We start from the raw sequence: 25156 nt of genomic DNA, 5'->3' as shown, positions 1-25156 counted from the left end.
GAGCGATACCCTGTCCCGTCAACCGGGGCGCAGGACAGAACCAAACGGGGCGGGGAACGCACATGATGGGACCGGCACACTCACTCTCCGGCGCGGCCGCGTGGCTGGGGGTGGGGGCCGCGACCGCCGCGGCCGGGCATCCGATGCCCTGGCCGGTGCTCGTCGTCGGCGCCCTGATCTGCGCCGGCGCGGCCCTCGCGCCCGACCTCGACCACAAGTCGGCGACCATCTCGCGCGCCTTCGGCCCGATCTCGCGCGGGCTCTGCGAGATCGTCGACAAGCTCTCGTACGCCGTCTACAAGGCCACCAAGACACGGGCCGACGCCCGCAGGAGCGGCGGCCACCGCACCCTCACGCACACCTGGGTGTGGGCGGTGCTGTGCGGCGCGGGGGCGTCCGCGCTGGCCGTCACCTGCGACCGCTGGGCGGTGCTCGCCATCCTCTTCGTCCACCTGGTGCTGGCCGTCGAGGGCCTGCTGTGGCGGGCGGCCCGGATGTCCAGCGACGTCCTGGTGTGGCTGTTGGGAGCCACCAGCGCGTGGATCCTCGCGGGCATCCTGGACAAGCCCGGCCATGGCGCGGACTGGCTGTTCACCGGGCCCGGGCAGGAGTACCTGTGGCTCGGCCTGCCGATCGTGCTGGGGGCCCTCGTCCACGACATCGGCGACGCCCTGACCGTCTCCGGCTGCCCGATCCTGTGGCCGATCCCCATCGGGGGCAAGCGCTGGTACGCGCTGGGGCCGCCGAAGGGGATGCGGTTCCGCGCGGGCAGCTGGGTGGAGCTGAAGGTGCTGATGCCGGCGTTCATGCTGCTGGGCGGGGTGGGCGGCGCGTCGGCGCTGAACTTCATCTGATCGTCCCGTTCGGGTGAACGGGGGACGAAGCCCCGCCGTGGAGTCTCAAGATCCGCTTTCTTCTGATCATGGATTCCACGCACCTGACACGACGTCAGCTGACCGCCGGCGCCGCCTCCACGGCCGCCGCCGCTGCCCTGCTCCCCGCGTCGCCCGCCACGGCCGCCCCTGCGGCTCCCGTGGCTCCGGTGGCCGCGCCCCGCTCCACCGCCGACTGGGAGACCTGCCTCGCCGTCGCCCGCGCCCTGCTCGTACTCGACGAGGACGACCAGCCGCTGGTCCCGCGCTACGAGAAGATCCTCCTCCGCGGCGGACTGCCCAAAGGCGCCTCGGGCCGTAAGAAGGTGCTGGTCCTCGGTGCCGGACCGGCCGGCATGGCCGCGGCCCACCTGCTGAAGCGCGCGGGCCACGACGTCACCGTCGTCGAGGCCAACGGGAACCGCGCCGGCGGCCGCATCAAGACCTTCCGCACCGGCGGCCACGAGAACGCCGCCCAGGCCTTCGCCGATCCGAAGCAGTACGCCGAGGCAGGCGCCATGCGCATCCCTGGCAGCCACCCGCTCGTCATCGGGCTGATCGACCAGCTCGGCATCGAGCGCCGGCCCTTCCGCTACGTCGACACCGACCCCGAGGGCACGCCCCGCTCCCGTACCTGGATCAGCGTCAACGGCATCAGGGCCCGCCGCGCCGACTACGCCAAGGACCCCCGGGCCGTCAACCGCTCCTTCGGCGTGCCGAAGAAGTACGAGGACGTCCCGGCCGCCGACATCGTGCGCCAGGCCCTCGACCCCGTACGCGACGAGCACAGCGTCAAGCGCCCTGACGGCACCCGGGCCGACAAGCCGATGCCCGAGCTGCTCGAAGGGTGGGCCCGGGTCGTCCAGCGCTTCGGCGACTGGTCGATGTACCGGTTCCTGACCGAGCACGCGGGGCTCGACACCCGCACGGTCGACCTGATCGGAACCCTGGAGAACATGACCTCCAGGCTGCCGCTCTCCTTCCTGCACAGCTTCATCAGCCAGGCGCTGATCAGCCCCGGCACCGCCTTCTACGAGCTCGTCGGCGGCACCGCAGTCCTCGCCGACGCGCTCCTGGAGCAGGTCCGCGACCACGTCCGCTTCGACCGCCGCGTCACCCGCGTCGAGACCCGGGAGCAGGGCGATCGGGTGGTCGTCGACACGGTCTCCGAAGGCCGGAACGGCAAGGTCGTCCACGAGCGGTTCACCGGCGACGCGGCGATCGTCACCATCCCCTTTTCGGGCCTCCGGCACGTCCAGATCACGCCCCCGCTCTCCTACGACAAGCGCCGCGCCCTCACCGAGGTGCACTACGACAGCGCCACCAAGGTGCTCCTCGAATTCAGTCGCCGCTGGTGGGAGTTCGGCGAGGACGACTGGCGCCGCGAGCTGGACGCCATGGAGCCCGGGCTGTACGACCGGTACCGCAAGGGCCAGGTGCCGCCGGACGGACGGCTCCTCGGCAAGCACCCCTCCGTGCCCAAGGGCCACCTCTCCGAGGACCAGCGCACCCACTACGCGGCGAACGCCTGGGTCTCCCGCGACCAGCCCGAGGCGGCCGGGGTCTTCGGCGGCGGCTCGGTGACCGACAACCCGAACCGTTTCATGTTCAACCCCTCCCACCCCGTCCCCGGCAGCGCCGGCGGGGTCGTCCTCGCCTCCTACAGCTGGGCGGACGACGCCAGGCGCTGGGACGCCTACGACGACGAGGCCCGCTACGCGCTCGCCCTGCGGGGCATGCAGGAGGTGTACGGGCAGCGGCTCGAGGTCTTCTTCACGGGCGTCGGCCGCACCCAGAGCTGGCAGCGCGACCCGTACGCCTACGGCGAGGCGTCCGTCCTGCTTCCCGGCCAGCACACCGAGATCCTCCTGGACATGCGCACCCAGGAAGGCCCGCTCCACTTCGCCGGCTGCCACACCTCGGTCAAGCCCGCCTGGATCGAAGGCGCCCTGGAATCGGCCGTCCGCGCGGCGCTGGAAGTCCACGGCACGCGCTGACCGGCGGCACCCGGGGCGCCCGTAGGGGGCGCCCCGGTTCCCACGTCGGGGACGGGAGTTGCGCCCGTGGTTACCGTGTGTGTACCTGGCGTAGCCTGTGATCATGACCATGCCGACACCTCAGTCGCCACCGCCCGGCCCGTACGGGCATCCGCCGCAGCAGAGTCCGTACGGTCAGCCCCAGCCGTACCCGCCGCAGCACTTACCGCACCCTCCGCCGCCCTATCCGGGCCCGGGCGCGTGGGGCGGACCGCCCGCAGGGCCGCCGCCGCGCAAGGACCGGACGTGGCTGATCGTCGGCATCGTCCTGGCCTCCATGGCCGCATTGCTCGGACTCGCGTACCTCGGCAACCGGGGAAGCGACGGCGCCCCGGTGCGCGGGGTGGCGGACCCCTTCCCGGTGGCCGAGTACCGCCTCACCGTTCCCAAGACACTCCTGGGGGACGAGTACCGGCTCGTCAACGACGGTTCCGCGGACGCGGACGCCAGAGCGAAGAAGGAGTCCGACGCCACCGGCCCCGGCTGGCGCGTCACGGCCTCCGTCATGGGCTCGTACAACGGCACAGGGACCGGCGGCGGTACGGACGGGCCGCATGGACTCGCTCTCATCGGGATGTACGGGCAGTTCAAGGACCCGGCCCAGCAACGGAGTGGTCTGCTCAAGGGCATGCGCGAGGCCGACGGGGTGAGCGAGCCCCAGCCGGCGAGGACCATCACGCCGCCCGGCTCCGACGTCGAGCTGGAGTGCACGGTGCTGCTGTCGCAGGACGCGGACGGCACCTCCACCGTGCCCGTCTGCGCCTGGGGCGACGCGAACACGGCGGCCTACGTGGCCTTCATCACCCCGGCCGACGCCGCGCAGGACCCTGGCTCCGTCGACCTCGACGCCCTCGCGCGGCAGGTCCTGAAGGTACGGGAAGAGGCACGGCAGCCGATCGGCTGAGCCGGGAGCACACAGCGGCCCGCCCGGCCCCGGCGGCTCACCTCGCCGCCCCGGGTCTGGGCCGCCCGGCCGCCCGGCGCAGACCCCGTCCCCGCAGCCGCTCAGCCGTGCCAGGACCGCCACAGGGCCGCGTACGCGCCGTCCGTCGCGACCAGTTCGTCGTGGCTGCCGAGCTCGCTGATCCGGCCGTCCTCGACGACCGCGATCACGTCCGCGTCGTGCGCCGTGTGCAGCCGGTGCGCGATCGCCACCACCGTCCGGCCGTCCAGCACCCGCGCCAGCGAGCGCTCCAGGTGGCGGGCCGCACGCGGGTCCAGCAGGGACGTCGCCTCGTCGAGCACCAGGGTGTGCGGGTCGGCCAGCACCAGGCGGGCCAGCGCGATCTGCTGGGCCTGCGCCGGGGTGAGGGCCAGCCCGCCGGAGCCGACCTCGGTGTCCAGGCCGGCCTCCAGGGCCCGCGCCCACGCCTCCGCGTCCACCGCCGCCAGCGCCGCCCACAGCTCCGCGTCCGGGGCCTGCGCCCGCGCGAGCCGCAGATTGTCCCGGAGCGTGCCGACGAAGACGTGGTGCTCCTGGTTGACCAGCGCCACATGCGCGCGGACCCGCTCGGCGGGCATCCGCGACAGCTCGGCCGCGCCCAGCGTGACGCGCCCCGCGCGCGGGGCGTAGATCCCGGCGAGCAGCCGGCCCAGCGTCGACTTGCCCGCGCCCGACGGGCCCACCAGGGCCAGACGCGTGCCCGGGGCGACGTCCATCGACACCCGGTGCAGGACGTCCACGCCCTCCCGGTACCCGAAGCGCACGTCGTCCGCCCGCACCGCGCGCCCGTCGGGCCGTACGGCCGGGTCCCCGGCGTGCGGCTCGATCTCGCGCACGCCCACGAGCCGGGCCAGCGACACCTGCGCCACCTGCAGCTCGTCGTACCAGCGCAAAATGATCCCGACCGGCTCCACCAGCATCTGCGCCAGCAGCGCACCCGTCGTCAGCTGCCCCACGTCCAGCCAGCCGCGCAGCACGAAGAAGCCGCCGATCAACAGCACCGAGGCGAGGACCGTGGTGTGCGTGAGGCTGATCACCGGGAAGATCACCGAGCGCAGGAAGAGCGTGTACCGCTCCCACGCCGTCCATTCCGCGATGCGCCGGTCGGACAGCGCGATCCGCCGCGCGCCCAGCCGGTGCGCCTCGACCGTGCGGCCCGCGTCGACCGTCTCGGCGAGCACCCCGGCGACCGCCGCGTACCCCGCCGCCTCCGAGCGGTACGCCGACGGCGCACGCCGGAAGTACCAGCGGCAGCCCGCGATCAGCAGCGGCGCCGCCACCAGGATCGCGAGCGCCAGCGGCGGGGCCGTCACCGTGAGGCCGCCGATCAGCAGCCCCGCCCACACCACGCCGATGGCGAGCTGCGGCACCGCCTCGCGCATGGCGTTGGCGAGCCGGTCGATGTCGGTCGTGACCCGGGACAGCAGGTCGCCGGTCCCCGCGCGCTCCAGCACGCCGGGCGGCAGCCCCACCGACCGTACGAGGAAGTCCTCGCGCAGGTCGGCCAGCATCTCCTCGCCCAGCATCGCTCCACGCAGCCGTACCAGCCGCACGAACACCGTCTGCACCACCAGGGCGGCGGCGAACACCGTGACGGTGACCGGCAGAGGGAGCTCACGCTCCCCGGCGGCGAGCCGCTCCACCACCGAACCGAGCAGGTACGGGCCGGCCATCGAGGCGATGACCGCGACCGCGTTGACGGCGACGAGCACCGTGAACGCCGTGCGGTGGCGGCGCAGCAGCTCCGCCACATACGCGCGGACCGTCGCGGCGCCGCCGACCGGCAGCGTCGTCGCGGTCTCGGGAGCCGCCGGGTCGTACGCCGGCGGCGCCATGCCGATCATGCCTTCTCCTCCAGGTCCACCAGGTCGGGTGCGGTCGCCGTGACGGCGGGCTCCTCGTCGGTCTCGCGGGTGACGACCGCGCGGTACCGGGGCTCCGTGCGCAGCAGCTCGCGGTGCGTGCCCACCGCCACCGCCGCGCCCTCGTGGACCAGCACCACCCGGTCCGCCCGGTCCAGCAGCAGCGGCGAAGAGGCCAGCACCACCGTCGTCCGCCCGGCGCGCAACCGCGCGATGCCCGCCGCGACCCGCGCCTCGGTGTGCGAGTCCACCGCCGACGTCGGCTCGTCCAGCACCAGCACGCCCGGGTCGGTCACCAGCGAACGCGCCAGCGCCAGCCGCTGGCGCTGCCCGCCGGAGAGCGACCGGCCGCGCTCGGTGATCCGCGTACGCATCGGATCGCCGTCCGCGCCCACCGACGCCTGCGCGAGCGCGTCCAGCACATCGCCGCACTCCGCCGCCGCCAGCGCCTCCTCGGCGCTCACCGCACCCGACGACGGCACGTCCAGCAGCTCCCGCAGCGTGCCGGACAACAGCACCGGATCCTTGTCCTGTACGAGGACGGCGGCGCGCGCCGCGTCGAGCGGCAGCTCGTCCAGCGGCACGCCGCCGAGCAGCACCGAGGCGTGGCCGTCGGTCTCCTCGGCCGGGTGCCCGCCGAGCCGGTCGGCCAGCCTGCCGGCGGCGTCCGGGTCACCGCACACCACGGCGGTCAACAGCCCCTCGGGGGCACGCAGCCCGGTCACCGGGTCGTACAGATCACCGCTCGGCGAGGAGGAAGACCCGTGGGAGCCGGTGACCGTCGTCGTACGCGCCAGGGACAGCACGCGCGCCGCGCGCTTCGCGGAGGGCCGCGAGAAGGCGAAGGCCATCGTGATCTCCTCCACCGTCCGCAGCGGGTAGTGGGTGAGGGTCACCGCGGCGTAGACGGTGACCAGTTCACCGACCCCGATCCGCCCGTCGAGGGCCAGCCGCGCGCCGTACAGCACCACACCGATCAGCAGCAGCCCCGGCAGCAGTACCTGGACCGCCGCGATCAGCGCCCACATGCGGGCGCTGCGCACCGCCGCCTCCCGGACCTCCTGGGAGGCGGCGCGGTAGCGGCCGAGGAACAGCTCCTCGCCGCCGATGCCGCGCAGGACGCGCAGGCCCGCAACCGTGTCCGAGGCCAGCTCGGTGGCGCGCCCGGCCTTCTCCCGCTGGACGTCCGCCCGCCGCGTGGCGCGCGGCAGCAGCGGCAGGGGCGCCAGCGCCAGCACCGGGACGGCGATGGCCACGACGACGCCGAGCGCGGGCGCGTAGAACACCAGGCCGACGCAGACCGCGACCAGCGTGAGGACCGCCGCGCCGAACCGCGACAGCGCCTCCACGAACCAGCCGATCTTCTCGACGTCACCGGTGGACACGGCGACGATCTCACCGGCGGCGACCCGCCGCGTCAGCACCGCGCCGAGCTCGGCGGTCTTGCGGGACAGCAGCTGCTGCACCCGGGCGGCGGCGGTGATCCAGTTGGTGACGGCGGTGCGGTGCTCCATGGTGTCACCGGTCGCGATGGCCGCGCCGAGCAGCGCCAGCAGCGCGCCGGCGAGCGCGAGCCGGCCGGCGGAGCCGTCCACGACCGCCTGCACCGCGAGGCCCACGCCCAGCGGGAGCCCGGCGATGCCGAGCTGGAGGAGAAGGCCCCAGGCCAGGCAGGTGAGCTGGCCACCGAGCTGGTTGCGGCCCAGCCAGACGAGGAACCGCGTGCCCGACCGTACGTCGGGGTCACCGGGATCGGCGTACGGAAGCTGGTGAATCTGCATGACGTCCCAGGGATTGCAGCGGCGGAAGGCGGGGAGGGAGGCGGGAAGAGCCAGGGAAGTGGCGGGGAAGCCGTGCAAGGTTCGCCTTCCGGGCCCGGGGTCGGCAATCGATTTTCCGGCCGGACGAACGAAACGCGCCAAGGGCCGCCGGACTGTCTGGCGCACTCCGGTGATGCCCGCTTCACTCGCGGCCCATGAGACAACGAACAGTCATGAGCATGCTCGGCGCCACCCTGTTGGCCGCCGCGACGGCGCTGCTCCCCGCCGCCCCCGCTTCCGGGGCCGGGGCCCCGGCCGGACCGCAGCCGCCCGCGGAGTTCGGCACCGACTGGCACGATCCCGTCACCGCCGCCCCGCCCGTCCCGCGCCCCACCGGCGTCCGCTCCTGCGAAGTGGCCCTCGCCAAAGCGCAGTTCCGCGACTTCACCCCGTACAAGGGCGCCTACACGCCACCTAAGGGCTGCGGCGACCGCTGGAGCGCGGTGGTGCTGCGGCTCGACGGCAGCGTGAAGGGACGGCAGTACGACCGCCTCGGCAACCTCACCCTCGGCGGCGTCGAGATCTTCCGCACCTCCACCCCGCAGCCCTCCCCGGACGGCATCACCTGGTCGGTGGAGAAGGACGTCACCCGTTACGGCGACACGCTGCGCCGCCCGGGGCCCGTCGAGATGCTCATCGGGAACGTCGTCGACGACACGTACACCGGCGTCATCGACGTCACCGTGACCCTCACCTTCTACGCGGCCCCCAAGGACGGACCAGGCCCCTCCGCCGACGTCCCCGACCGGGTGATCCCGCTCGACACCCCGTCACCGGCGCTGCCGCGCAACTCCGAACGGATTCTCGCCGAGGTGTACGCCACCGGCTCCGGCGGCGGCTGCGAGGAGTACTGGTACCTGTCCGCCCCGGACGCCGCCCCCTACTCCTGCAAGGCCCCCGAGGGCCCGCACCGCGAGGTGCGCATCAGCGTGGACGGGCGCCTCGCGGGCATCGCCGCGCCGTTCCCCACGGTCTGGACCGGCGGCTGGTCCAACCCCTTCCTCTGGTACGTCACGCCCGCGCCGCGCGCCTTCGACGTCAAGCCGGTCGTGTACGACCTGACGCCGTTCGCGGCCCTGCTGAACGACGGACGGCCGCACCGGATCGAGGTCACCGTCGCCGGGGTGCCCGCCGGAGCGCCCGGCTGGTCCACGCCCACCAACCTCCTGCTCTGGCAGGACGAAGGGCGTGAGGTCGTCACCGGCGCGCTGACCCGCCACGACACCGGCGCACCCGACAACTCCACGGCGTACAAGCCCGGTCGGGAGCACCGTCTCACCACCGAGGCCGCGCACCGGCTCATCCTCGCCGGGTACCTCGACACCTCCCACGGCCGCGTCCCCACGACCGTCACCCGATCCCTCGCCCACACCTCCGTCCACCGCTGGACCGACGGCGAGACCACCGACGCGCTGACGGCCCACTGGACGGACGACGAGACCGTCACCAGCGGGCGGACCGTGACCCGCACCCACCGCACGTACGCCATGGACGGCGAGACGACGCTCGGCGCCGGAGACCGGCTGCGCACCGTCCTCACGCTCGGGGACCGCGCCGACACCGTCGTCCTGCGGAGCGGCGCGCGGCCGGCGTGGACGCGCCTCGACGACACGTACACGGGCGACGCGACGTACACCGCGGGCGTCCCGCGCGACCAGCGGCACGCCGTGGGCACCACCACCGAGCGCTACCGGCTGCACGGCTCGGCAGGCTGCTACGACCGCACCCTGACCGCCGTCCAGGGCACGCTGACGGAGGACCGCCGCCGCTGCTGACGCACCTGGGGCCCGGTGCGACACCGGGCCCCAGCGCGCTCACTGCGGCTTGACCGAATCCACCCCGGAGCGGGGCTTCCTCCACTCGCCGCGCGTGAAGTCGGGGATCTGCTGCGGCGCGCCCTTCGCCTTGATCGAGGCGTGGCTCAGCGGCACCGGCGCCGTCCACGTCGCCGCGTCGTACACGTCGAAGTCCGGGACCAGCCCGAGCCGCATGCACTGCATGAGGCGGTAGACCATGATGTAGTCCATGCCGCCGTGCCCGCCGGGCGGATTGGCGTGCTCCTTCCACAGCCAGTGGTCGAACTCCGCCGCGTACGCCGAGAAGTCGCCCCACTGATGGCCCTTGTGGTCCGGCTCGACGTAGATCCGCGCCGGGTAGTCCTCGAAGACGCCCTTCGTCCCGCCCAGGCTGTTGATCCGGCTGTAGGGATGCGGCGTCGACACGTCGTGCTCCAGCCGGATCACCCGGCCCTTCGCCGTCGTCACCATGCTGATCGTGCGGTCGCTGCCGACGTACGTCTCCTTCCAGCTCGGGTCACCGGGCGGCATGTTCGCCTCCCGGTACTCGGCCAGCCCGAGCGCCGGCGTACCGAAGCTGCTGATGCTGACGACCCGGTCGCCCCGGTTCACGTCCATGTAGTTGGCCACCGGCCCGAAGCCGTGGTTCGGGTACAGATCACCGCGCAGCCGCGTGTGCCACAGCCTGCGCCACGGCCCTTCGTAGTACGTGGGCGAGAACATCAGCTCCCGCAGGTCGTGGTTGTACGCGCCCGCGCCGTGCAGCAACTCCCCGAACACACCGGCGTGCGCCATGCGCAGCACCCGCATCTCGTTCCTGCCGTAACAGCAGTTCTCCAACTGCATGCAGTGGCGGCGGGTCCGCTCGGACAGGTCCACCAGCGCCCACAGCTCGTCCAGGCGCATCGCGAGGGGGCACTCGACGCCGACGTGCTTGCCCGCCAGCATCGCCGCCTTCGCCATCTCGAAGTGCGAGTCCCACGGGGTCGCCACATAGACGAAGTCGACGTCCCCGCGCGCACAGAGGTTGGCGTAGTCGTCCTCGCCCTTGGTATAGACGGCGGGGGACGGCTGACCGGCCTTCACCACCTTGGCGGCCGCCCGCTCCGCCTTCGCCCTGACCGGGTCGCACACCGCCACCACCCGTACGCCGGGCAGGGCGAGGAACAGGTCGATCATGCTGCCGCCGCGGTTGCCGAGGCCGATGATCCCGACCCGTACGGTCGACCGCCGCTCGAAGGGCACGCCCGCCATGGTGCTGCCCTGGCGCCGGGGCACGGGCGCCTCCGCGGGAGCGCCGGCCGGGGCGTCGGCGGCCGCGGTGCCGCCCAGCGGGCCGAGGCCCAGCCCGGCGGCCCCCGACACGCCCACCACCCCCGCCGCGCCCGCCGTGGTCCGCAGGACGGAGCGACGGCTGGGCGAGTCCTGGTTCCCGGGTGCTGCGTCGTTCATCGAACCTCCCGTACATGCGTGATGTGCGCGGCTGGGTTCATGAATCCCGGGAAGGACCCTGGCCGTTGGGGCTCAGGGTGCGCAAGAGCGCGGATTGGACTCTTGGGGCGAGCCCATGGACTCTCGTGGACGCGAGGGAGGGGACGCGGGGGAGGGGGAGGGCGGTTCAGGGGCGCGTCGCCCGCTCCAGCTCCTGGAGCGCCGAGTGGTAGCGGCGGCCCGTGGCGTGGTCCATGCCGATCTCGCACATGCGGTTCGCCGACAGGTACGCGTCGAAGTCCCGGCCCGTCACCTCCGCCGCCTCGCGGGCCGTCGCCGACTCGGTCAGCTCGCGGTGCAGCAGGCCGCGGTCGCCCGCGAAGGCGCAGCAGCCCGCGTCGTCCGGTTCGTACACCTCCTCGGCGCAGGCCGCCGCGAGCGCCGTCAGCCGGTCCTGGTCGCCGAGGTGGAGCATCGCGCACGTGGGATGGACCACGGCGGAGCCCGCCCGGTGGCGTACCTCCAGGTGCGGCAGCAGCTCGTCGGCGGCCCACACGACCGAGTCGAGGACCGTCAGCTCGCCGTGCAGCTCGCGGTTGCGGTCGGTGAGGTACGGCACCACGTCGTGGGCGAGGCCCAGCGTGCAGGAGGACGCGTCGACGACGAGCGGCAGGCGGCCGCCGGCCGTCCAGCCCCAGGCGGCCTCGACGACGCGGTTCGCCATGACGCGCGCGCCCTCCTCGTACCCCTTGGAGTGCCAGATGGTGGCGCAGCAGGTGCCCGCCACGTCGTCCGGGATCCACACGGGCCGCCCGGCCCGCGCGGACAGCGCGACGACGGCCTGGGGGAGGGGCGGGCCGTCGAAGCCGTCGGGCTCGCCGAAGATCCGGTTCACACAGGCCGGGTAGTAGACGGCGGCCGCACCAGCCCGCTCCGTACGCGGCAGCCGGGCGCGGGCCGCGCCGGGGACCTCCGGCAGCCACTCGGGGACCAGATCGGGCCGGATGACGCGGCGCGCCAGGCCCGTCACCGACGCGGTCAGCCGGTCTCCGGCCGCGTCCGCCGCCGACAGCGCGAGCCGGGCCGCCACCTCCACCGCCTTGAAGTTGCGGGCGGCGAGCGCCGCCACCCGCTCCTCGCGCGCGGAGTGCCGCCGGTGCCGCAGCCGCTTCATCAGGGCGCCGGTGTCGATCCCGACCGGGCAGGCGAGCTTGCAGAGGGAGTCGCCCGCGCATGTGTCCACGGCGTCGTAGCCGTACGCCGCGGCCAGGCCGTCCTCGACCGGCGAGCCGGGGCTCTGCCGCGTCATCTCGCGCCGCAGCACGATCCGCTGGCGCGGTGTGGTCGTCAGGTCCGCGCTGGGGCAGGCCGGTTCGCAGAAGCCGCACTCGATGCACGGGTCGGCGGCCGCCTCCACCTGGGGGATCGTCTTCAGGCCGCGCAGATGGGCGCGCGGGTCGCGGTCCAGGACGATCCGCGGCGCCAGCACCCCTTCCGGGTCGATGGCCCGCTTCGTACGCCACATCAGCTCGGTGGCGGTCGGCCCCCACTCCCGCTCCAGGAACGGGGCGATGTTGCGCCCGGTGGCGTGCTCGGCCTTCAGGGAGCCGTCGAACCGCTCGACCGTCAGGGTGCAGAAGGCGTCCATGAAGACGGCGTAGCGGTCGGTGTCGGCCGGGTCGGCCGCGTCGAAGGCCAGCAGGAAGTGGAGGTTGCCGTGGGCGGCGTGGCCCGCGACGGCCGCCTCGAAGCCGTGCTCCCGCTGGAGCGCGAGGAGGGCCTCGCACGCCTCGGCGAGCCGTGCCGGGGGGACGGCGAAGTCCTCCGTGATCAGGGTCGTACCGGGCGGGCGGGAGCCGCCGACGGCCGTGACGAACGCCTTGCGCGCCTTCCAGTACCCGCCGATGGCCGCCGCGTCCCGGGTGAACCGGTTGGTCACCGACGCGACCGGCGCCACCAGTTCCACGCCCGCCAGCACCCGGTCGGCGGCCCGCTCACACACCCCCAGCGCCGCCCGGTCGGGCGCCCGGAACTCCACCAGCAGCGCCGTGGTCTCCGCGGGCAGCTCCGCCCAGTCGGCGGGCACCCCCGCCACGGTGACGGAGGCCCGCATGGCGTTGCCGTCCATCAGCTCGACGGCGACCGCACCGGCCTCGGTGAACCGCGGCACCGCGGCCGCGGCGGCCGGCAGGGACGGGAAGAACAGCAGCGCCGTGGAGACCTCGCGGTCCAGCGGCAGCGTGTCGAAGACGACCTCGGAGATGAAGCCGAAGGTGCCCTGGGAGCCCACCATCAGCCCGCGCAGGATCTCGACGGGCGTCGAGCCGTCCAGGAACGCGTCCAGCCGGTAGCCGTTGGTGTTCTTCAGCTGGTACTTGGCGCGGATCCGGGCCGTCAGCTCCGCGTCCGCCTCGATCTCCGCCTTGAGCGCGAGGAGTTCCTCGCACAGCTTGGGCTCGGCGCGCGCCAGCTCCTCGTCGGCGGCCGGGTCGCCGGTGTCGACGACCGTCCCGGACGGCAGGACGACGGTGAGCGAGGAGACCGTGCGGTACGAGTTCCGCTCGGTCCCGGCGGTCATGCCGGAGGCGTTGTTGGCCACGACCCCGCCGATGGTGCAGGCCGCGGCGCTCGCCGGGTCGGGGCCGAGCACCCGGCCGTACCGGGCGAGGGTGGCGTTGGCCCGGGCGACGGTGGTGCCGGGCCGGACGCGGGCGCGGTCGCCGTTGTCCAGCACCTCGACGCCCACCCAGTGCTTGCGCACGTCCACCAGGATGTCCTCGCCCTGCGCCTGGCCGTTGAGGCTCGTCCCGGCGGCCCGGAAGACCACCTCGCGGCCCTTGTCGTGGGCGTACGCCAGGATGGCGGCGATGTCGTCGGTGTCCTCGGCGACCACGACGATCTGCGGCACGAAGCGGTAGGGGCTGGCGTCCGACGCGTACCGCACGAGGTCCGAGACGCGCCACAGCACCTTCTCGGGGCCGAGGAGGGCGATCAGCTCGTCCCGCAGCCGCCCGGGTGAACCGTGCGCCACCAGATCCGGTACGCGGTCGGGGGACGGCGTCCGCGTCCCGCCGGGGCGCAGCGTGTCCGGCTTCGGCTCCAGCAACGGCATGTCACGGTCCCCTCGACGTCGGGCCTCGTCTCAGCAGCGCCGCCGCTCCGGCACCCCGTCCACGAGGGCGGACAGCAGGCCGCCGAGCACCTCGCGCTGTTCGGCGGTCAACGGAGCCAGGATGTCCTCTGCGGCCGCCCGGCGCGCGCTGCGCAGCCGCCGCAGCGTGTCCCGGCCGGTGTCGGTGAGCTCGATCCGTATCACCCGGCGGTTGTCCGGATCGGGGACGCGCCGGACCCGGCCACTCGCCTCCAGGCCGTCGACCAGACTCGTCACCGCCCGGGGCACGACCTCCAGCCGGGCCGCGAGGTCCGCCATGCGGGGCGGGCGGTCGTAGTGCGCGACGATCCGCAGCAGCCGGGACTGGGCGGGGGTGATGGCGACGTCCACGGACTCGAGCTGCCGCTGCTGGCTGCGCTGGAGCCGGCGGGTCAGCCGCAGGAGCTGCTCGGCCAGCAGGCCGTCGGCGTCGGGGGAGTTCATGGCCGAAGAGTATCAGGACTATGCTCATTGTGAAGATAGGTAACAATGAGCTATCCTCTGGAATGTTCGCGGTGTCGTCGCTCCGGCGGTCGCTTCCGCGTACGCACCCCAGTACACCGGCGTGCGTACGTGTCATCCACGGGGGTGCCACCCGCGTGGGCGTCCGGACGCCCATGTGACGGCCCCGCGCGTCACCGACCCGCGCGACCGCCGAGCCCGGCGGCGCGCCCCACCCGAAGGAGCCCATGCGCATCCACGCCGAGTCCACCTGGACGCCACCACCCCCCGATCCGGAACAGCCGCAGCCACCCGCCGAGATCCGGCGCATCCTCCGGCTCTTCCGCCCCTACCGAACCCGGCTCGCCGTCGTCGGGCTGCTCGTCGCGGCCTCGTCGCTCGTCTCCGTCGCCTCGCCGTTCCTGCTCCGCGAGATCCTCGACACCGCCATCCCGCAGGGCCGCACGGGGCTGCTCACGCTGCTCGCGTTCGGCATGATCCTCACCGCCGTGGTGACCAGCGTCTTCGGCGTACTCCAGACGCTGATCTCCACGACGGTCGGCCAGCGCGTCATGCACGACCTGCGCACCGCCGTCTACGCCCAGCTCCAGCGCATGCCGCTCGCCTTCTTCACGCGCACGCGCACCGGCGAGGTCCAGTCCCGGATCGCCAACGACATCGGCGGCATGCAGGCCACCGTCACCTCCACCGCCACCTCCCTCGTCTCCAACCTCACCTCCGTCGTGGCCACCGTTGTCGCGATGCTCGCCCTGGACTGGCGGCTCACCGTCGTCTCCCTGCTGCTGCTTCCGCTGTTCGTGTGGATCAGCCGCCGCGTCGGCCGCGAGCGCAAGGCGATCACCACCGAGCGGCAGAAGCAGATGGCCGCGATGGCCGCCACCGTCACCGAGTCCCTCTCGGTCAGCGGCATCCTGCTCGGACGCACCATGGGCCGCGCGGACTCCCTCACCCGTTCCTTCGCCGCCGAGTCCGAGCGGCTCGTCGACCTCGAAGTGCGCTCCTCCATGGCCGGGCGGTGGCGGATGTCCACCATCGGCATCGTCATGGCCGCCATGCCCGCGCTGCTCTACTGGGCCGCCGGACTCGCGCTCCAGGCCGGCGGCGCCGCGCTCTCCATCGGCACGCTCGTCGCCTTCGTCTCGCTCCAGCAGGGCCTGTTCCGGCCCGCCGTCAGCCTGCTCTCCACCGGCGTCGAGATCCAGACCTCCCTCGCGCTCTTCCAGCGGATCTTCGAGTACCTCGACCTGCCGGTCGACATCACCGAGCCGGACAAGCCCGTCCGCCTCGACACGGTCCGCGGTGAGGTCCGCTTCGAGAGCGTCGACTTCCGGTACGACGAGAAGAGCGGCGAGACGCTCCACGGCATCGACATCACCGTCCCGGCGGGCGGCAGCCTCGCCGTCGTCGGCCCCACCGGCTCGGGCAAGTCCACGCTCAGCTACCTGGTGCCCAGGCTCTACGACGTCACCGGCGGCCGCGTCACCCTCGACGGCGTCGACGTACGCGACCTGGACTTCGACAGCCTCGCCCGGGCCGTCGGCGTCGTCTCCCAGGAGACCTACCTCTTCCACGCGTCCGTCGCCGACAACCTGCGCTTCGCCCGCCCCGACGCCACCGACGAGGAGATCCAGGCGGCCGCGCGGGCGGCCCAGATCCACGACCACATCGCCTCCCTGCCGGACGGGTACGACACCCTCGTCGGCGAGCGCGGCTACCGCTTCTCCGGCGGCGAGAAACAGCGCCTCGCCCTCGCCCGCACCATCCTGCGCGACCCGCCGGTCCTCATCCTCGACGAGGCGACCAGCGCCCTCGACACCCGCACCGAGCACGCGGTGCAGCAGGCGATCGACGCGCTCTCCGCCGGCCGCACCACCATCACCATCGCGCACCGGCTCTCCACCATCCGGGACGCCGACGAGATCGTCGTCCTCGACGCCGGCCGCATCGCGGAACGCGGCACCCACGACGAACTGCTCGCTCTCGACGGCCGGTACGCCGCCCTCGTCCGCGGCGACGCGGAACTCGCCCCCGCTGCGCCCTGACGCCCGTTCCCCGGAACGCACGCGGAAGCGCCGCCGCTCCCGTGGGACGGGGGAGCGACGGCGCCGGGTCGAGCGATCGTCAGACGAGCCAGCCGACGAAGTGGATGAAACCGGCCAGCAGATCGGTGAGCACGTTCATGATGGTGCGTTCTCCTTGTGCTTCGTGCATGTGTGGGACGACGCAACCGAGGTCTGCAGCCCGTCGCTTGCGCACCGTAAGCATCATGCGTCGCAGCCGCGCTGCGCCCGGAAACCGGATGCGATCACGCGTTCAGGCGAACATCCGATCCCGTGTTCGTGTGTTCAGGGCCGACCCGGTGGTCGACGTGTCGGGGCGCGGCCGGCTGCCGGGTTCGGCGTACGGCCCGGGTTAGCGTGCCCGCATGGTGAACGAGTCCCCGCAGGACACGCCCCGGCGCCGGTCCCGGATGACGCGGCGGGGCAAGCTGTCCCTCGCCGCAGGTCTGGTGGTCGTCACGGCCGCCGCGGTGCTGGTGCCGTTGCTGCTGCTCAGGGGCGAGGCCCCGGCCCCGCCGCCGCCCGAGAAGCCGAGGATGCTCCTCATCCCCGAGGGCTGGCGGGCCACCCAGGTGTACGACGCCGTCGACAAGGCGCTCCAGGCGCCGCCCGGAACCACGCGGAAGGTCGCCGAGAGCGGCAGGCTCAAGCTGCCGGCCGACGCGCAGGGCAATCCCGAGGGCTTCCTCTTCCCGGCCACGTACCCCGTGTACAAGAAGACGACCGCGCGCGGCCTGCTGGACTACATGGTGCGCACCGCCCACGAACGGTTCGGGGTCGGCCGCGTCGGCGCGGGCACGCAGCGCAACGGCGTGAGCCTCTACCAGACGGTGACCATCGCCAGCATCGTGCAGGCCGAGGCCGACACCGTGGAGGACATGGGCAAGGTGGCGCGGGTGATCTACAACCGGCTCACCCAGGGCATGGCCCTCCAGATGGACTCCACCCTCAACTACGCCCTGGGGCGCTCCACCCTCGACACCTCGCACGCCGACACCCGGATGGAGAACCCGTACAACACCTACAACCGCCAGGGTCTGCCGCCCACCCCCATCGACAACCCGGGCGAGCAGGCGATGGACGCGGCGATCAGTCCGCCACCGGGCGACTGGCTGTACTTCGTGACCGTACGGCCCGGCGACACGCGCTTCACCGCCGACTACGCCGAGCACCAGCGGAACGTGCAGGAGTTCAACGAGGTCCGGCGGAGCGCGGCGGCGAGCTGACGCTCACGCGGGCACCCGGTCGGGCCCACGGCCCGGGTGGACCGCGCGCGGCACCGGCTTCGTCCCGCGCTCCAGCAGGCGTCCGACCTCCCGCACGGCGGCCCGCCCGGCCCGGTTGGCGCCGATGGTCGACGCCGACGGCCCGTACCCGACCAGGTGCACGCGCTCGTCGCGTACCGCACGGGTGCCCTCCAGGCGGATGCCGCCGCCCGGCTCACGCAGCCGCAGCGGCGCGAGATGGTCGATGGCGGCCCGGAAACCGGTCGCCCACAGGATGACGTCCGCGTCGACCTCCCGTCCGTCCGTCCACGCCACACCCGTCGGCATGATCCGGTCGAACATCGGGAGCCGGTCCAGGACCCCGCGCTCCCGCGCCCGCCGGATCGCGTCGGTCACCGGCAGCCCCGTCACGCTGACCACGCTCTCGGGCGGCAGCCCGCGCCGCACCCGCTCCTCCACCAGCGCGACCGCCGCCCGGCCCTCCGCCGCACCGAACGGCTCCTCGCGCCACACCGGCTCCCGGCGCGTCACCCACGTCGTCTCCGCCGCGACGTCCGCGATCTCCATCAGGTGCTGCGTGCCGGAGGCCCCGCCGCCCACCACGATCACCCGCAGCCCCGCGAACTCCTCCGGCCCCGGATAGTCCACGGTGTGCAGCTGCCGCCCCCGGAAGGTCTCCTGGCCGGGATAGCGCGGCCAGAAGGGCCGGTCCCAGGTGCCGGTCGCGTTGATCAGGGCGCGCGTCGCGTACGTCCCCTCCGAGCTCTCGACCAGCAGCCGGCCGCCCTCTCCGCCGTCCCGCACCGCCGTCACGCCGACCGGCCGGTGCACGCGCAGGCCGAACGCCTCCTCGTACCGCGCGAAGTACCCGCCGATCACCTCCGACGACGGGCGGCCCTCATCGGCCCCGGTCAGCTCCATGCCGGGAAGCCGGTGCATGCCGTGCACCTTGCCGTACGTCAGCGAGGGCCAGCGGAACTGCCACGCGCCGCCCGGCCGCGGAGCGTGGTCCAGGACGACGAAGTCCCGGTCCGGCTCCAGCCCGGTGCGGCGCAGGTGATACGCGGCGGAGAGCCCGGCCTGCCCCGCGCCGACGACGACCACGTCGTACACCCGGAAATCGTTCACGCTTCCACCAACCAGGCCGGGTGCGGGGATCTTCCCGGACGCCGGTCAGATGATGTGCGCCTCCGAGCGGCCCCCGGACGCGGCGCCGTCGAAGCGGTTGGCGGCGAGCGGAGCGACATCGAGGAACGGCGCCCTGCCGAGGTACAGGTCCCGCACCACCTCCCCGACCGCCGGGGCCATCAGGAAGCCGTGCCCGGAGAACCCCGTCGCGTACAGGAACCGGCTGACGCCGCGCGCCTCGCCGATCAGCGCGTTGCAGTCGGGCGTCATCTCGTACAGGCCGGCCCAGCCGCCGCGTACCGGCACGTCCGCGAGCGCGGGCGCACGCCGGGCGGCGGCCTCCCGGAAGAGGTCCAGCCACTCCTCGCCGAACTCCCGCCCGAACCCGGGCTCCTGGCGGGGGTCGGACAGTCCCAGGACGAGACCGCCCGCCCCGTCGCCGTGGAAGTACAGCGTGGAGCCGTAGTCCAGGGTGAACGGCACACGCGGCGGCGCCGGGTCCAGCGGACCGGTCAGGGCGATCTGCCGGCGCAGCGGCGTGACGGGCAGCTCCACCCCCGCCATCGCGCCCACCTCCCCGGACCAGGCCCCGGCCGCGCAGACCACTGCCCCGGTGCGCACGGTCCCGGCACCGGTGCGCACCGCGCGGACCTCCCCGCCGGAGGTCTCGATCCCGATGACGGCGCACCGGGTCCGTACGGTCGCGCCGAGCGCGGCGGCGGCCCGCAGGTAGCCGCGCACGGCCGCACCGGGCAGCGCGTACCCGTCGGCGGGGGAGTGGGCGGCGGCCACGAACGACGACGGCTCGACGTACGGGCACAGCTCGTGCGCCTCGCGCGGGCTCAGCAGCCGGCTGGGCACGCCGTACGCGTGCTGCACCTCCATCGCCTGCCGGAAGGCCGCCACCTCGGCCTCGTCGGCCAGCAGGAACAGATAGCCGACGCTCTCCAGCCCCACGTCCGCCCCGGGTCGCTCCCCGAACGCCCGCCACGCCGCCAGGCTCCGCTGCCCCAGTCGTACGTTCACCGCATCGGAGAACTGCGCACGCACCCCGCCGATCGGCTTCCCGGACGACCCGGACCCCGGCACATCCCGCTCCACGAGCAGCACCCGTCCGACCCCCGCCTCCGCGAGGTGGAAGGCGATGCTCGCCCCGATGACCCCACCCCCGACCACCACGACATCGACGGCCCCCGTCAGTGACCCCTCAGCTGACACACCCTCAATCGCCATGCGCCCATGGTGGCGGCTGACGACTCGTCACGCCGACGGCCGCGCGGCGTGCCGCGCGGTGACACCATGGACGCATGAGCGACGCATTCACCACTCGTACGCTGCGGATCACCACCGGCACCCGGGAAACGGTCCACGACCTGACCGGCGACTGTGCTTCCTTCCTCCGCGAGGTCGCGGCGGGCCGGGACGGCCTGCTGAACGTGTTCACGCCGCACGCCACCACCGGCGTGGCCATCCTGGAGACCGGCTCCGGCAGCGACCACGACCTCCTCGCCGCCCTCCACACCCTGCTCCCGGCCGACGATCGCTGGCAGCACCGCCACGGCAGCCCCGGCCACGGCCGCGACCACGTCCTCCCCGCCCTGGTGCCCCCGCACGCGACGATCCCGGTCATCGGCGGCGAGATGGCGCTGGGCACTTGGCAGTCGGTGTGCGTGGTCGACACGAACAAGGACAACCCGGACCGGCAGGTGCGGCTGAGCTTCCTGGGGTGACCAGCGGACCAGAATCTGGGTGCGGGGTGTTGGATCGTCTTACGCTCCGTCGACGTGGGAAGGCGGGGATGGTACCGCCATGGACTGCATCAAGAGGCCGTTCGACGAGTGCGGAAAGCGCCGGCTCGGGGTACGCCGACTGCCGCGGGTCAAGGCTGCCACCGTCTCTCCGGAGCGGCAGAGGGAAGGAGCGCTGACCGGAACGGCCTGACACTGTCCGGCCATCCGGGATGGACCGCACTGCCGGACGCGCCGTCAGGCGACCACCCCTAGCGCGGCGACCTCGCGCCGTAGTCGCTCTTCCTTGGTGCGGGGCAGGTTCCGCAGTGCCTCGTACGTCTCGTAGTCGGCGGCCCACCTCTCCTGGGGCAGGCCCTCCCACCATGGGGCATCAGGTCTGAATGGTCCGAGGAAGTCGTCCTGGTTTCTGCGGCGCCGCTCATCGGCAGAGGCCGGCATCCGGGAGATCCAGCTCATGTCGCGCCGGACGTCTTCCTGTGTCACCTGCCGTTCCAGATGCCGATCTCGGTGAAAGCGCAGTAGGGACACCTCTGTGCTTACCAAGTCCCACAGTGCCGGCGATGGAAGCCACCGCGCGTCCACGGTGCCGTCGCTGCCGTGCTGCGGCATCAGGTTCGGGGACACGAAAGGGCGCAGCCCATCGTCGCCGAGGCGCTGCAAGACGCCCTGCTCGATCCGGATAGCGTCGTACAGGCGGCGGCACCGCAGTCCCGCATGGAGTCGCCAGCCATGCGCGCGGTGCTCACCGATGTGGGTGTCCCGCTGCCCCACGGGGGAGGCCTGTACCAGGGTGGCGGCGTGACCCGGGTGGTGCATGATCACGACGCGCCCCGGACTCTCCAAGGTCTTTTGGTCCACTGCGCAGTACCGGCACATGCCCTCGCTCCAGCCTGCGGTAGACCGATCTTCTCCGGTCCAGCGCGGCTCGTTTCCACATCTGCCGCAAGGCAACCAGGAGCGTTTGACTGTCCCCTGCTTGACCTTCGCCCAGTTCTGCACCAGCCAGCCCTGCACGATTTCCGGCCAATCGTCCCCGGCGCCGGGCTCCGTCGAGCTGACACGGCGGGCTGTGACGGCCCGGGGCGGTGGCGCCTCCGGCATGCTCTCCACGAACTTCACCACGAGGTCCCAGAGGTCCGACACCTTGATGGCGTCCGATGACACCGTCTCGGTCCAGCCGCCCTGCGGCATCTGCGACGGGCTGAGACATGCGCCCAACCCACGTACGACACGGAGTTCATTCAGGACCGCTTTCTCCACGGCCTCTGCTTGTAGCCGGTAGGGCAGAAGCACCGCACGATGCAATTCCCAGCCTTCGCGGAGGTGCTGGTCGATCCGGGCCGTCTGTCTGCCTTTACCCCCGGCGACCCCCACCTTGAGCGCCTTGTGCTTGGCGTGGCTGATCACGTATACGTGCGCGGCAGAGCCCACGATCCCCCCATAGTGCCGATGGTCACCCGCCCCATCCTGCCCGCTGCCACTGACAGCGGGATCGATACATCAGATGTATCCCGTCGTGCGGCAGGCCCGGTCCCTTCGAGAAGGAGTGGGCCGGCCTGGCACCTTGTCTTGGTTGGCTCTCTCGCACGTGCCGGCTTACCCCTCCTCGGCAGCGAATGCCGCCAGGCTCCAACTTCGGAGCAGTATGGCGGCGCCCTCACAGCGCAATGCGGTCACCGACTCGCGAGGCTTCGTGGGATCAGGCCAGCGAACGGACTATCCAGGACGACTGCGATGCCGCAAGCGCATCAATCACCCGGTAGGTCACTTCACTTGACCGACACACCTTGTCGAGTGCCATGCGCAGCTCCTGTGCTTGTACTCCCAGTTCGGCCTGGATTGCTCTGCTCACCGTGTCGGGCACAGCCACCAAGGCACTTTCGAGATCGGCGGACCAGCCATGGCCCACTTCCGCAGGCTTCCCCGATGCTCCAGCCCTCGCGGGCATCCCGGAAGGGGATGACCACGGCATCAAGCTGGTGTCCGTCGCAGTCTGGATAGGCTGGGGTTGTCCCAACGGGGGTTGGCGGACACGAACAGGACAACTTGGACCGGCAGGTACGCCTGTCGGTTCTCGGGCAGGAGGAACGTCATCGTGAACGCATGGATGCCGTACGCGGCAATCGCCGTCGGCGTGGTGCTGCTCGCCCTCTACCTGACCGACATCCTCACCACCGTCCCCTACTCGATCTTCGCCGTCCTCGCGGGAACGGCTCTCATTGTCGACGGGTGCCGCGGACTGTTCCGCTCCGGACGCTTGAGGAATTCCCCCGGTCGTCAGGAGCCGGGCAGCCGGTAGAGGGAGGTAGACGGGCGCGGCCTCTACGCCACCGCATCCCGCGGCGGCTTCCCCGCCAGGTGGTCGGTGACGTTCTCGACGGCCGCCAGGGCGATGCGGACCACGGTCTCGCGGGTGACGCCGCCGACGTGGGGGGAGAGGACCACGCGCGGGGCCCTCAGCAGGCGCAGGGTCGCCGGGGGTGGTTCGGGGTCGAAGACGTCGAGGCCCGCGCCGGCGAGGGCGCCGGAGTGGAGGGCGTCGGCGAGGGCGTCCTGGTCGATGAGGGCGCCGCGGGCGGTGTTGACGACGAAGGCCGTCGGCTTGAGGAGGGCCAGGCGGTCGGCGTCCAGGAGGTGGCGGGTGGCGTCGGTGAGCGGGGCGTGGAGCGTGACGTACTCGGAGGCGCGCAGCAGCTCGTCGAGGTCCGTGTGGCGGGCGCCGCCCGCGCGTGACTCCGTTTCCGGGGCGGCGCGCCGGGGGCCGGCGTAGAGGACGCGCATGTCGAACGCCGCCGCGCGGCGGGCGACTTCCGTGCCGATGCGGCCGAGGCCGATGATGCCGAGGGTCTTGCCGGACAGCTCCGTGAGGGAGTGCTGGAGGCGCGGCAGCGCCCAGTCGGCGTCGACGAGGGCGGTGTGGGCCGGGACGAGCTGCTTGGCGAGGGCCAGCATGAGGGCGAAGGTCTGCTCGGCGACGTTGTGCTTCTCCGCGTCGCTGGAGCCGATCGTGCACACGGTGACGGCCCGCGCCCGGGCGGCTTCCACGTCGACGTAGTCGTAGCCGTGACTGGCGCACTGGACCAGCTCCAGGCGCGGCGCGGCGGCCAGGTGACCGGCGGTGACCGGGGCGAGGGCGGTGATCAGGACGTGGGCCTCGCGCAGCGCGACCGCGTCCTCGTCGGCCGTCTCGACGACGGTGACCCGGGCCTCGCCGGGGAACAGCCCGGCGAGCGCGGCGCCGGCGGTGCGGCCGCCGACGTGCGGCGGGACGACGGCGAGCACGTTCTTCGTCACGGCGGTCACTCCTCGAAGAGGTCGTCGGGGCCCGGTGTGGTGGGCGTGGAGTGCCCGGACAGGGCCAGGGTCAGGTCGAGCTCGGCGAGCAGGCAGCGGATGACGTGCTCGACGCCCGCCTGGCCGTCGAGACCGAGCCCGTACGCGTACGGACGCCCCACCAGCACCGCCCGGGAGCCCAGGGCGAGCGCCTTGAAGATGTCGTCCCCGGTGCGGATGCCGCTGTCGAACAGCACGGTCAGCCGGTCGCCGACCGCCTCCGCCACACGCGGCAGGGCGTCGGCGGCGGCGACGGAGCCGGCCACCTGGCGGCCGCCGTGGTTGGAGACGACCACGCCGTCGATGCCCGCGCCGGCGGCGCGCCGGGCGTCGTCCGGGTGCAGGATGCCCTTGAGCACGATCGGCCCGTCCCAGTTCTCCCGCAGGAACGCCAGGTCCGGCCAGGTCTTGGCGGGGTCGGCGAACATGCTCACGAAGTGCATGACGGCGGCGTTCGGGTCCTCGTGCACCGGCTTGGCGAGACCGGCGAGGAACGCCGGGTCCGTGAAGTAGTTGGCGGTCCCCACGCCGTGCAGGAACGGCAGGTACGCCTGGTCCAGGTCGCGCGGCCGCCACGCCAGCAGCGGTGTGTCCAGCGTGACGAAGAGCGCGGTGAAGCCCGCGGCCTTCGCCCGGCCCAGGAAGGAGCGGGCGACCTCGATGTCCTTGGGCCAGTACAGCTGGAACCACCGCTCCGCGTCGCCCATCGCCTCGGCGACCTGCTCCATCGGCGTGCTGGAGGCGGAGGACAGGATGTACGGAACGCCGTGCGCGGCGGCCGCGCGGGCGGCGGCGGGCTCCGCGTCCGGATGCAGGATCGACAGGACGCCGACGGGCGCGAGCGCGAGCGGCGCGGGCAGCGTGCGCCCGAGGATCCCGACCGACAGGTCCCGCTCGTGCACGTCGCGCAGCATGCGCGGCACGATCCGCCGGCGCTCCAGCGCCGCCCGGTTCGCGGCCGCGGTGCTGCCGCTGCCCGCGCTGCCGGCCACGTAACCGACCGGGCCGGGGCCGAGGCGCCGTTCGGTGAGCTCCTCGAGCCGGGTCAGGTCGGTGGGCAGGCGCGGCACGGCGCCCGTCATGCCGCCCAGGTAGATCTCGTACTGGAAGTCCGCCCAGTGTTTCGCCATGCGCGCGTTCCGCCCTTCACCCCGGCACCGTGTCACCTGGGATCCTCGCGAGTCGCGGCCCGCCGCGTCCACCGCTTCGACCGGGTCCGTCCACCGACACAACGTCGTAGTCGGCGCCGCGCGCTTGTGCAGACCGGCACAGGAGCCGGTCCGCC

General features: G+C 73.0%; 19 protein-coding genes. 8 read left to right on the top strand and 11 right to left on the bottom strand.

The window, feature by feature from the left end; all coding sequences use genetic code 11:
* Window positions 1-62: 62 nt before the first annotated feature.
* From ACIRNI_RS24270 to ACIRNI_RS24260, 3 genes are all read left to right on the top strand, one after another.
* Window positions 63-854 (top strand): metal-dependent hydrolase, encoded by a 792-nt coding sequence (locus ACIRNI_RS24270; protein WP_403554211.1) that lies wholly within the window; start codon window positions 63-65, stop codon window positions 852-854.
* 68 nt (window positions 855-922) lie between these two features.
* A complete protein-coding gene (locus ACIRNI_RS24265; protein WP_403554209.1) occupies window positions 923-2869 on the top strand; it encodes a flavin monoamine oxidase family protein in 1947 nt (648 codons plus the stop codon).
* Window positions 2870-2972: 103 nt separating this feature from the next.
* On the top strand, window positions 2973-3812 hold the full coding sequence (locus ACIRNI_RS24260) for a hypothetical protein (protein WP_403554207.1): 840 nt from the start codon (window positions 2973-2975) through the stop codon (window positions 3810-3812).
* Between the two features lie 101 nt (window positions 3813-3913).
* Here ACIRNI_RS24260 and ACIRNI_RS24255 read toward each other — a convergent pair whose 3' ends face one another.
* Together ACIRNI_RS24255 and ACIRNI_RS24250 are read right to left on the bottom strand one after the other, a co-directional pair.
* The gene (locus ACIRNI_RS24255; RefSeq protein ID WP_403554205.1) at window positions 3914-5695 is read right to left on the bottom strand and encodes an ABC transporter ATP-binding protein; all 1782 of its coding nucleotides are present in this window, start codon (window positions 5693-5695) and stop codon (window positions 3914-3916) included.
* Window positions 5692-7494, bottom strand: a complete 1803-nt coding sequence (locus ACIRNI_RS24250; protein WP_403554203.1) for an ABC transporter transmembrane domain-containing protein — start codon at window positions 7492-7494, stop codon at window positions 5692-5694. The genes ACIRNI_RS24255 and ACIRNI_RS24250 overlap by 4 nt, the downstream gene beginning before the upstream one ends.
* A gap of 194 nt (window positions 7495-7688) precedes the next feature.
* Between ACIRNI_RS24250 and ACIRNI_RS24245 the strand changes: the two genes are divergently transcribed.
* Entirely contained in the window at window positions 7689-9308 is a 1620-nt protein-coding gene (locus ACIRNI_RS24245) for a peptide-N4-asparagine amidase (protein ID WP_403554201.1), read from the top strand.
* Between the two features lie 39 nt (window positions 9309-9347).
* Here ACIRNI_RS24245 and ACIRNI_RS24240 read toward each other — a convergent pair whose 3' ends face one another.
* The 3 genes from ACIRNI_RS24240 to ACIRNI_RS24230 all read right to left on the bottom strand — a co-directional run bounded on the left by ACIRNI_RS24240 (window position 9348) and on the right by ACIRNI_RS24230 (window position 14355).
* Window positions 9348-10781 carry a Gfo/Idh/MocA family protein gene (locus tag ACIRNI_RS24240; protein WP_403554199.1) on the bottom strand — a complete coding sequence of 478 codons (1434 nt, stop codon included), beginning with the start codon at window positions 10779-10781 and terminating at the stop codon, window positions 9348-9350.
* Between the two features lie 166 nt (window positions 10782-10947).
* The gene (locus ACIRNI_RS24235) at window positions 10948-13872 is read right to left on the bottom strand and encodes an FAD-binding and (Fe-S)-binding domain-containing protein (protein WP_403554197.1); all 2925 of its coding nucleotides are present in this window, start codon (window positions 13870-13872) and stop codon (window positions 10948-10950) included.
* Between the two features lie 30 nt (window positions 13873-13902).
* A complete protein-coding gene (locus tag ACIRNI_RS24230) occupies window positions 13903-14355 on the bottom strand; it encodes a MarR family winged helix-turn-helix transcriptional regulator (protein ID WP_403554195.1) in 453 nt (150 codons plus the stop codon).
* 245 nt (window positions 14356-14600) lie between these two features.
* Here ACIRNI_RS24230 and ACIRNI_RS24225 point away from each other — a divergent pair, with 245 nt between their 5' ends.
* Together ACIRNI_RS24225 and mltG are read left to right on the top strand one after the other, a co-directional pair.
* On the top strand, window positions 14601-16415 hold the full coding sequence (locus ACIRNI_RS24225; protein ID WP_403554193.1) for an ABC transporter ATP-binding protein: 1815 nt from the start codon (window positions 14601-14603) through the stop codon (window positions 16413-16415).
* Between the two features lie 383 nt (window positions 16416-16798).
* The gene (gene mltG / locus ACIRNI_RS24220; protein WP_403554191.1) at window positions 16799-17659 is read left to right on the top strand and encodes an endolytic transglycosylase MltG; all 861 of its coding nucleotides are present in this window, start codon (window positions 16799-16801) and stop codon (window positions 17657-17659) included.
* Window positions 17660-17662: 3 nt separating this feature from the next.
* Here the strand turns inward: mltG and ACIRNI_RS24215 are convergent, their stop codons facing one another.
* Both ACIRNI_RS24215 and ACIRNI_RS24210 read right to left on the bottom strand, forming a co-directional pair.
* Window positions 17663-18787 (bottom strand): NAD(P)-binding domain-containing protein, encoded by a 1125-nt coding sequence (locus tag ACIRNI_RS24215; RefSeq protein WP_403554190.1) that lies wholly within the window; start codon window positions 18785-18787, stop codon window positions 17663-17665.
* Between the two features lie 45 nt (window positions 18788-18832).
* Entirely contained in the window at window positions 18833-20020 is a 1188-nt protein-coding gene (locus ACIRNI_RS24210; RefSeq protein ID WP_403554188.1) for an NAD(P)/FAD-dependent oxidoreductase, read from the bottom strand.
* Between the two features lie 74 nt (window positions 20021-20094).
* Between ACIRNI_RS24210 and ACIRNI_RS24205 the strand changes: the two genes are divergently transcribed.
* Window positions 20095-20517 (top strand): secondary thiamine-phosphate synthase enzyme YjbQ, encoded by a 423-nt coding sequence (locus ACIRNI_RS24205; protein ID WP_355365279.1) that lies wholly within the window; start codon window positions 20095-20097, stop codon window positions 20515-20517.
* 255 nt (window positions 20518-20772) lie between these two features.
* Here the strand turns inward: ACIRNI_RS24205 and ACIRNI_RS24200 are convergent, their stop codons facing one another.
* Both ACIRNI_RS24200 and ACIRNI_RS24195 read right to left on the bottom strand, forming a co-directional pair.
* Complete coding sequence (locus tag ACIRNI_RS24200; protein ID WP_403554186.1) at window positions 20773-21945, bottom strand: hypothetical protein; 1173 nt, start codon at window positions 21943-21945, stop codon at window positions 20773-20775.
* A 292-nt stretch (window positions 21946-22237) separates the two neighbouring features.
* A complete protein-coding gene (locus ACIRNI_RS24195) occupies window positions 22238-22447 on the bottom strand; it encodes a hypothetical protein (protein ID WP_403554184.1) in 210 nt (69 codons plus the stop codon).
* Window positions 22448-22633: 186 nt separating this feature from the next.
* On the opposite strand from ACIRNI_RS24195, the gene ACIRNI_RS24190 reads away from it, so the two are divergent.
* Window positions 22634-22837 carry a hypothetical protein gene (locus ACIRNI_RS24190; protein WP_403554182.1) on the top strand — a complete coding sequence of 68 codons (204 nt, stop codon included), beginning with the start codon at window positions 22634-22636 and terminating at the stop codon, window positions 22835-22837.
* Window positions 22838-22860: 23 nt separating this feature from the next.
* On the opposite strand, the gene ACIRNI_RS24185 is transcribed toward ACIRNI_RS24190, so the two are convergent.
* Both ACIRNI_RS24185 and ACIRNI_RS24180 read right to left on the bottom strand, forming a co-directional pair.
* Window positions 22861-23832, bottom strand: coding sequence for a 2-hydroxyacid dehydrogenase (locus ACIRNI_RS24185; protein WP_403554180.1), 972 nt, complete (start codon window positions 23830-23832; stop codon window positions 22861-22863).
* 5 nt (window positions 23833-23837) lie between these two features.
* Window positions 23838-25001, bottom strand: a complete 1164-nt coding sequence (locus tag ACIRNI_RS24180) for a lactate 2-monooxygenase (protein WP_403554178.1) — start codon at window positions 24999-25001, stop codon at window positions 23838-23840.
* Window positions 25002-25156 lie beyond the last annotated feature (155 nt).

It is taken from the genome of Streptomyces sp. NPDC093546 (genome assembly GCF_044765045.1).
Lineage (GTDB): Bacteria > Actinomycetota > Actinomycetes > Streptomycetales > Streptomycetaceae > Streptomyces.
The sequence above is the reverse complement of the archived record's forward strand: the minus strand, read 5'-3'. Positions and strand labels throughout refer to the sequence as shown.

Bases quoted from the DNA above. Each gene is read 5' to 3' on its own strand.
- ACIRNI_RS24270 (WP_403554211.1), top strand. From the start codon at position 63: ATGATGGGACCGGCACACTCACTCTCCGGCGCGGCCGCGTGGCTGGGG.
- ACIRNI_RS24265 (WP_403554209.1), top strand. From the start codon at position 923: ATGGATTCCACGCACCTGACACGACGTCAGCTGACCGCCGGCGCCGCC.
- ACIRNI_RS24260 (WP_403554207.1), top strand. From the start codon at position 2,973: ATGACCATGCCGACACCTCAGTCGCCACCGCCCGGCCCGTACGGGCAT.
- ACIRNI_RS24255 (WP_403554205.1), bottom strand. From the start codon at position 5,695: ATGATCGGCATGGCGCCGCCGGCGTACGACCCGGCGGCTCCCGAGACC.
- ACIRNI_RS24250 (WP_403554203.1), bottom strand. From the start codon at position 7,494: ATGCAGATTCACCAGCTTCCGTACGCCGATCCCGGTGACCCCGACGTA.
- ACIRNI_RS24245 (WP_403554201.1), top strand. From the start codon at position 7,689: ATGAGACAACGAACAGTCATGAGCATGCTCGGCGCCACCCTGTTGGCC.
- ACIRNI_RS24240 (WP_403554199.1), bottom strand. From the start codon at position 10,781: ATGAACGACGCAGCACCCGGGAACCAGGACTCGCCCAGCCGTCGCTCC.
- ACIRNI_RS24235 (WP_403554197.1), bottom strand. From the start codon at position 13,872: ATGCCGTTGCTGGAGCCGAAGCCGGACACGCTGCGCCCCGGCGGGACG.
- ACIRNI_RS24230 (WP_403554195.1), bottom strand. From the start codon at position 14,355: ATGAACTCCCCCGACGCCGACGGCCTGCTGGCCGAGCAGCTCCTGCGG.
- ACIRNI_RS24225 (WP_403554193.1), top strand. From the start codon at position 14,601: ATGCGCATCCACGCCGAGTCCACCTGGACGCCACCACCCCCCGATCCG.
- mltG (WP_403554191.1), top strand. From the start codon at position 16,799: ATGGTGAACGAGTCCCCGCAGGACACGCCCCGGCGCCGGTCCCGGATG.
- ACIRNI_RS24210 (WP_403554188.1), bottom strand. From the start codon at position 20,020: ATGGCGATTGAGGGTGTGTCAGCTGAGGGGTCACTGACGGGGGCCGTC.
- ACIRNI_RS24205 (WP_355365279.1), top strand. From the start codon at position 20,095: ATGAGCGACGCATTCACCACTCGTACGCTGCGGATCACCACCGGCACC.
- ACIRNI_RS24180 (WP_403554178.1), bottom strand. From the start codon at position 25,001: ATGGCGAAACACTGGGCGGACTTCCAGTACGAGATCTACCTGGGCGGC.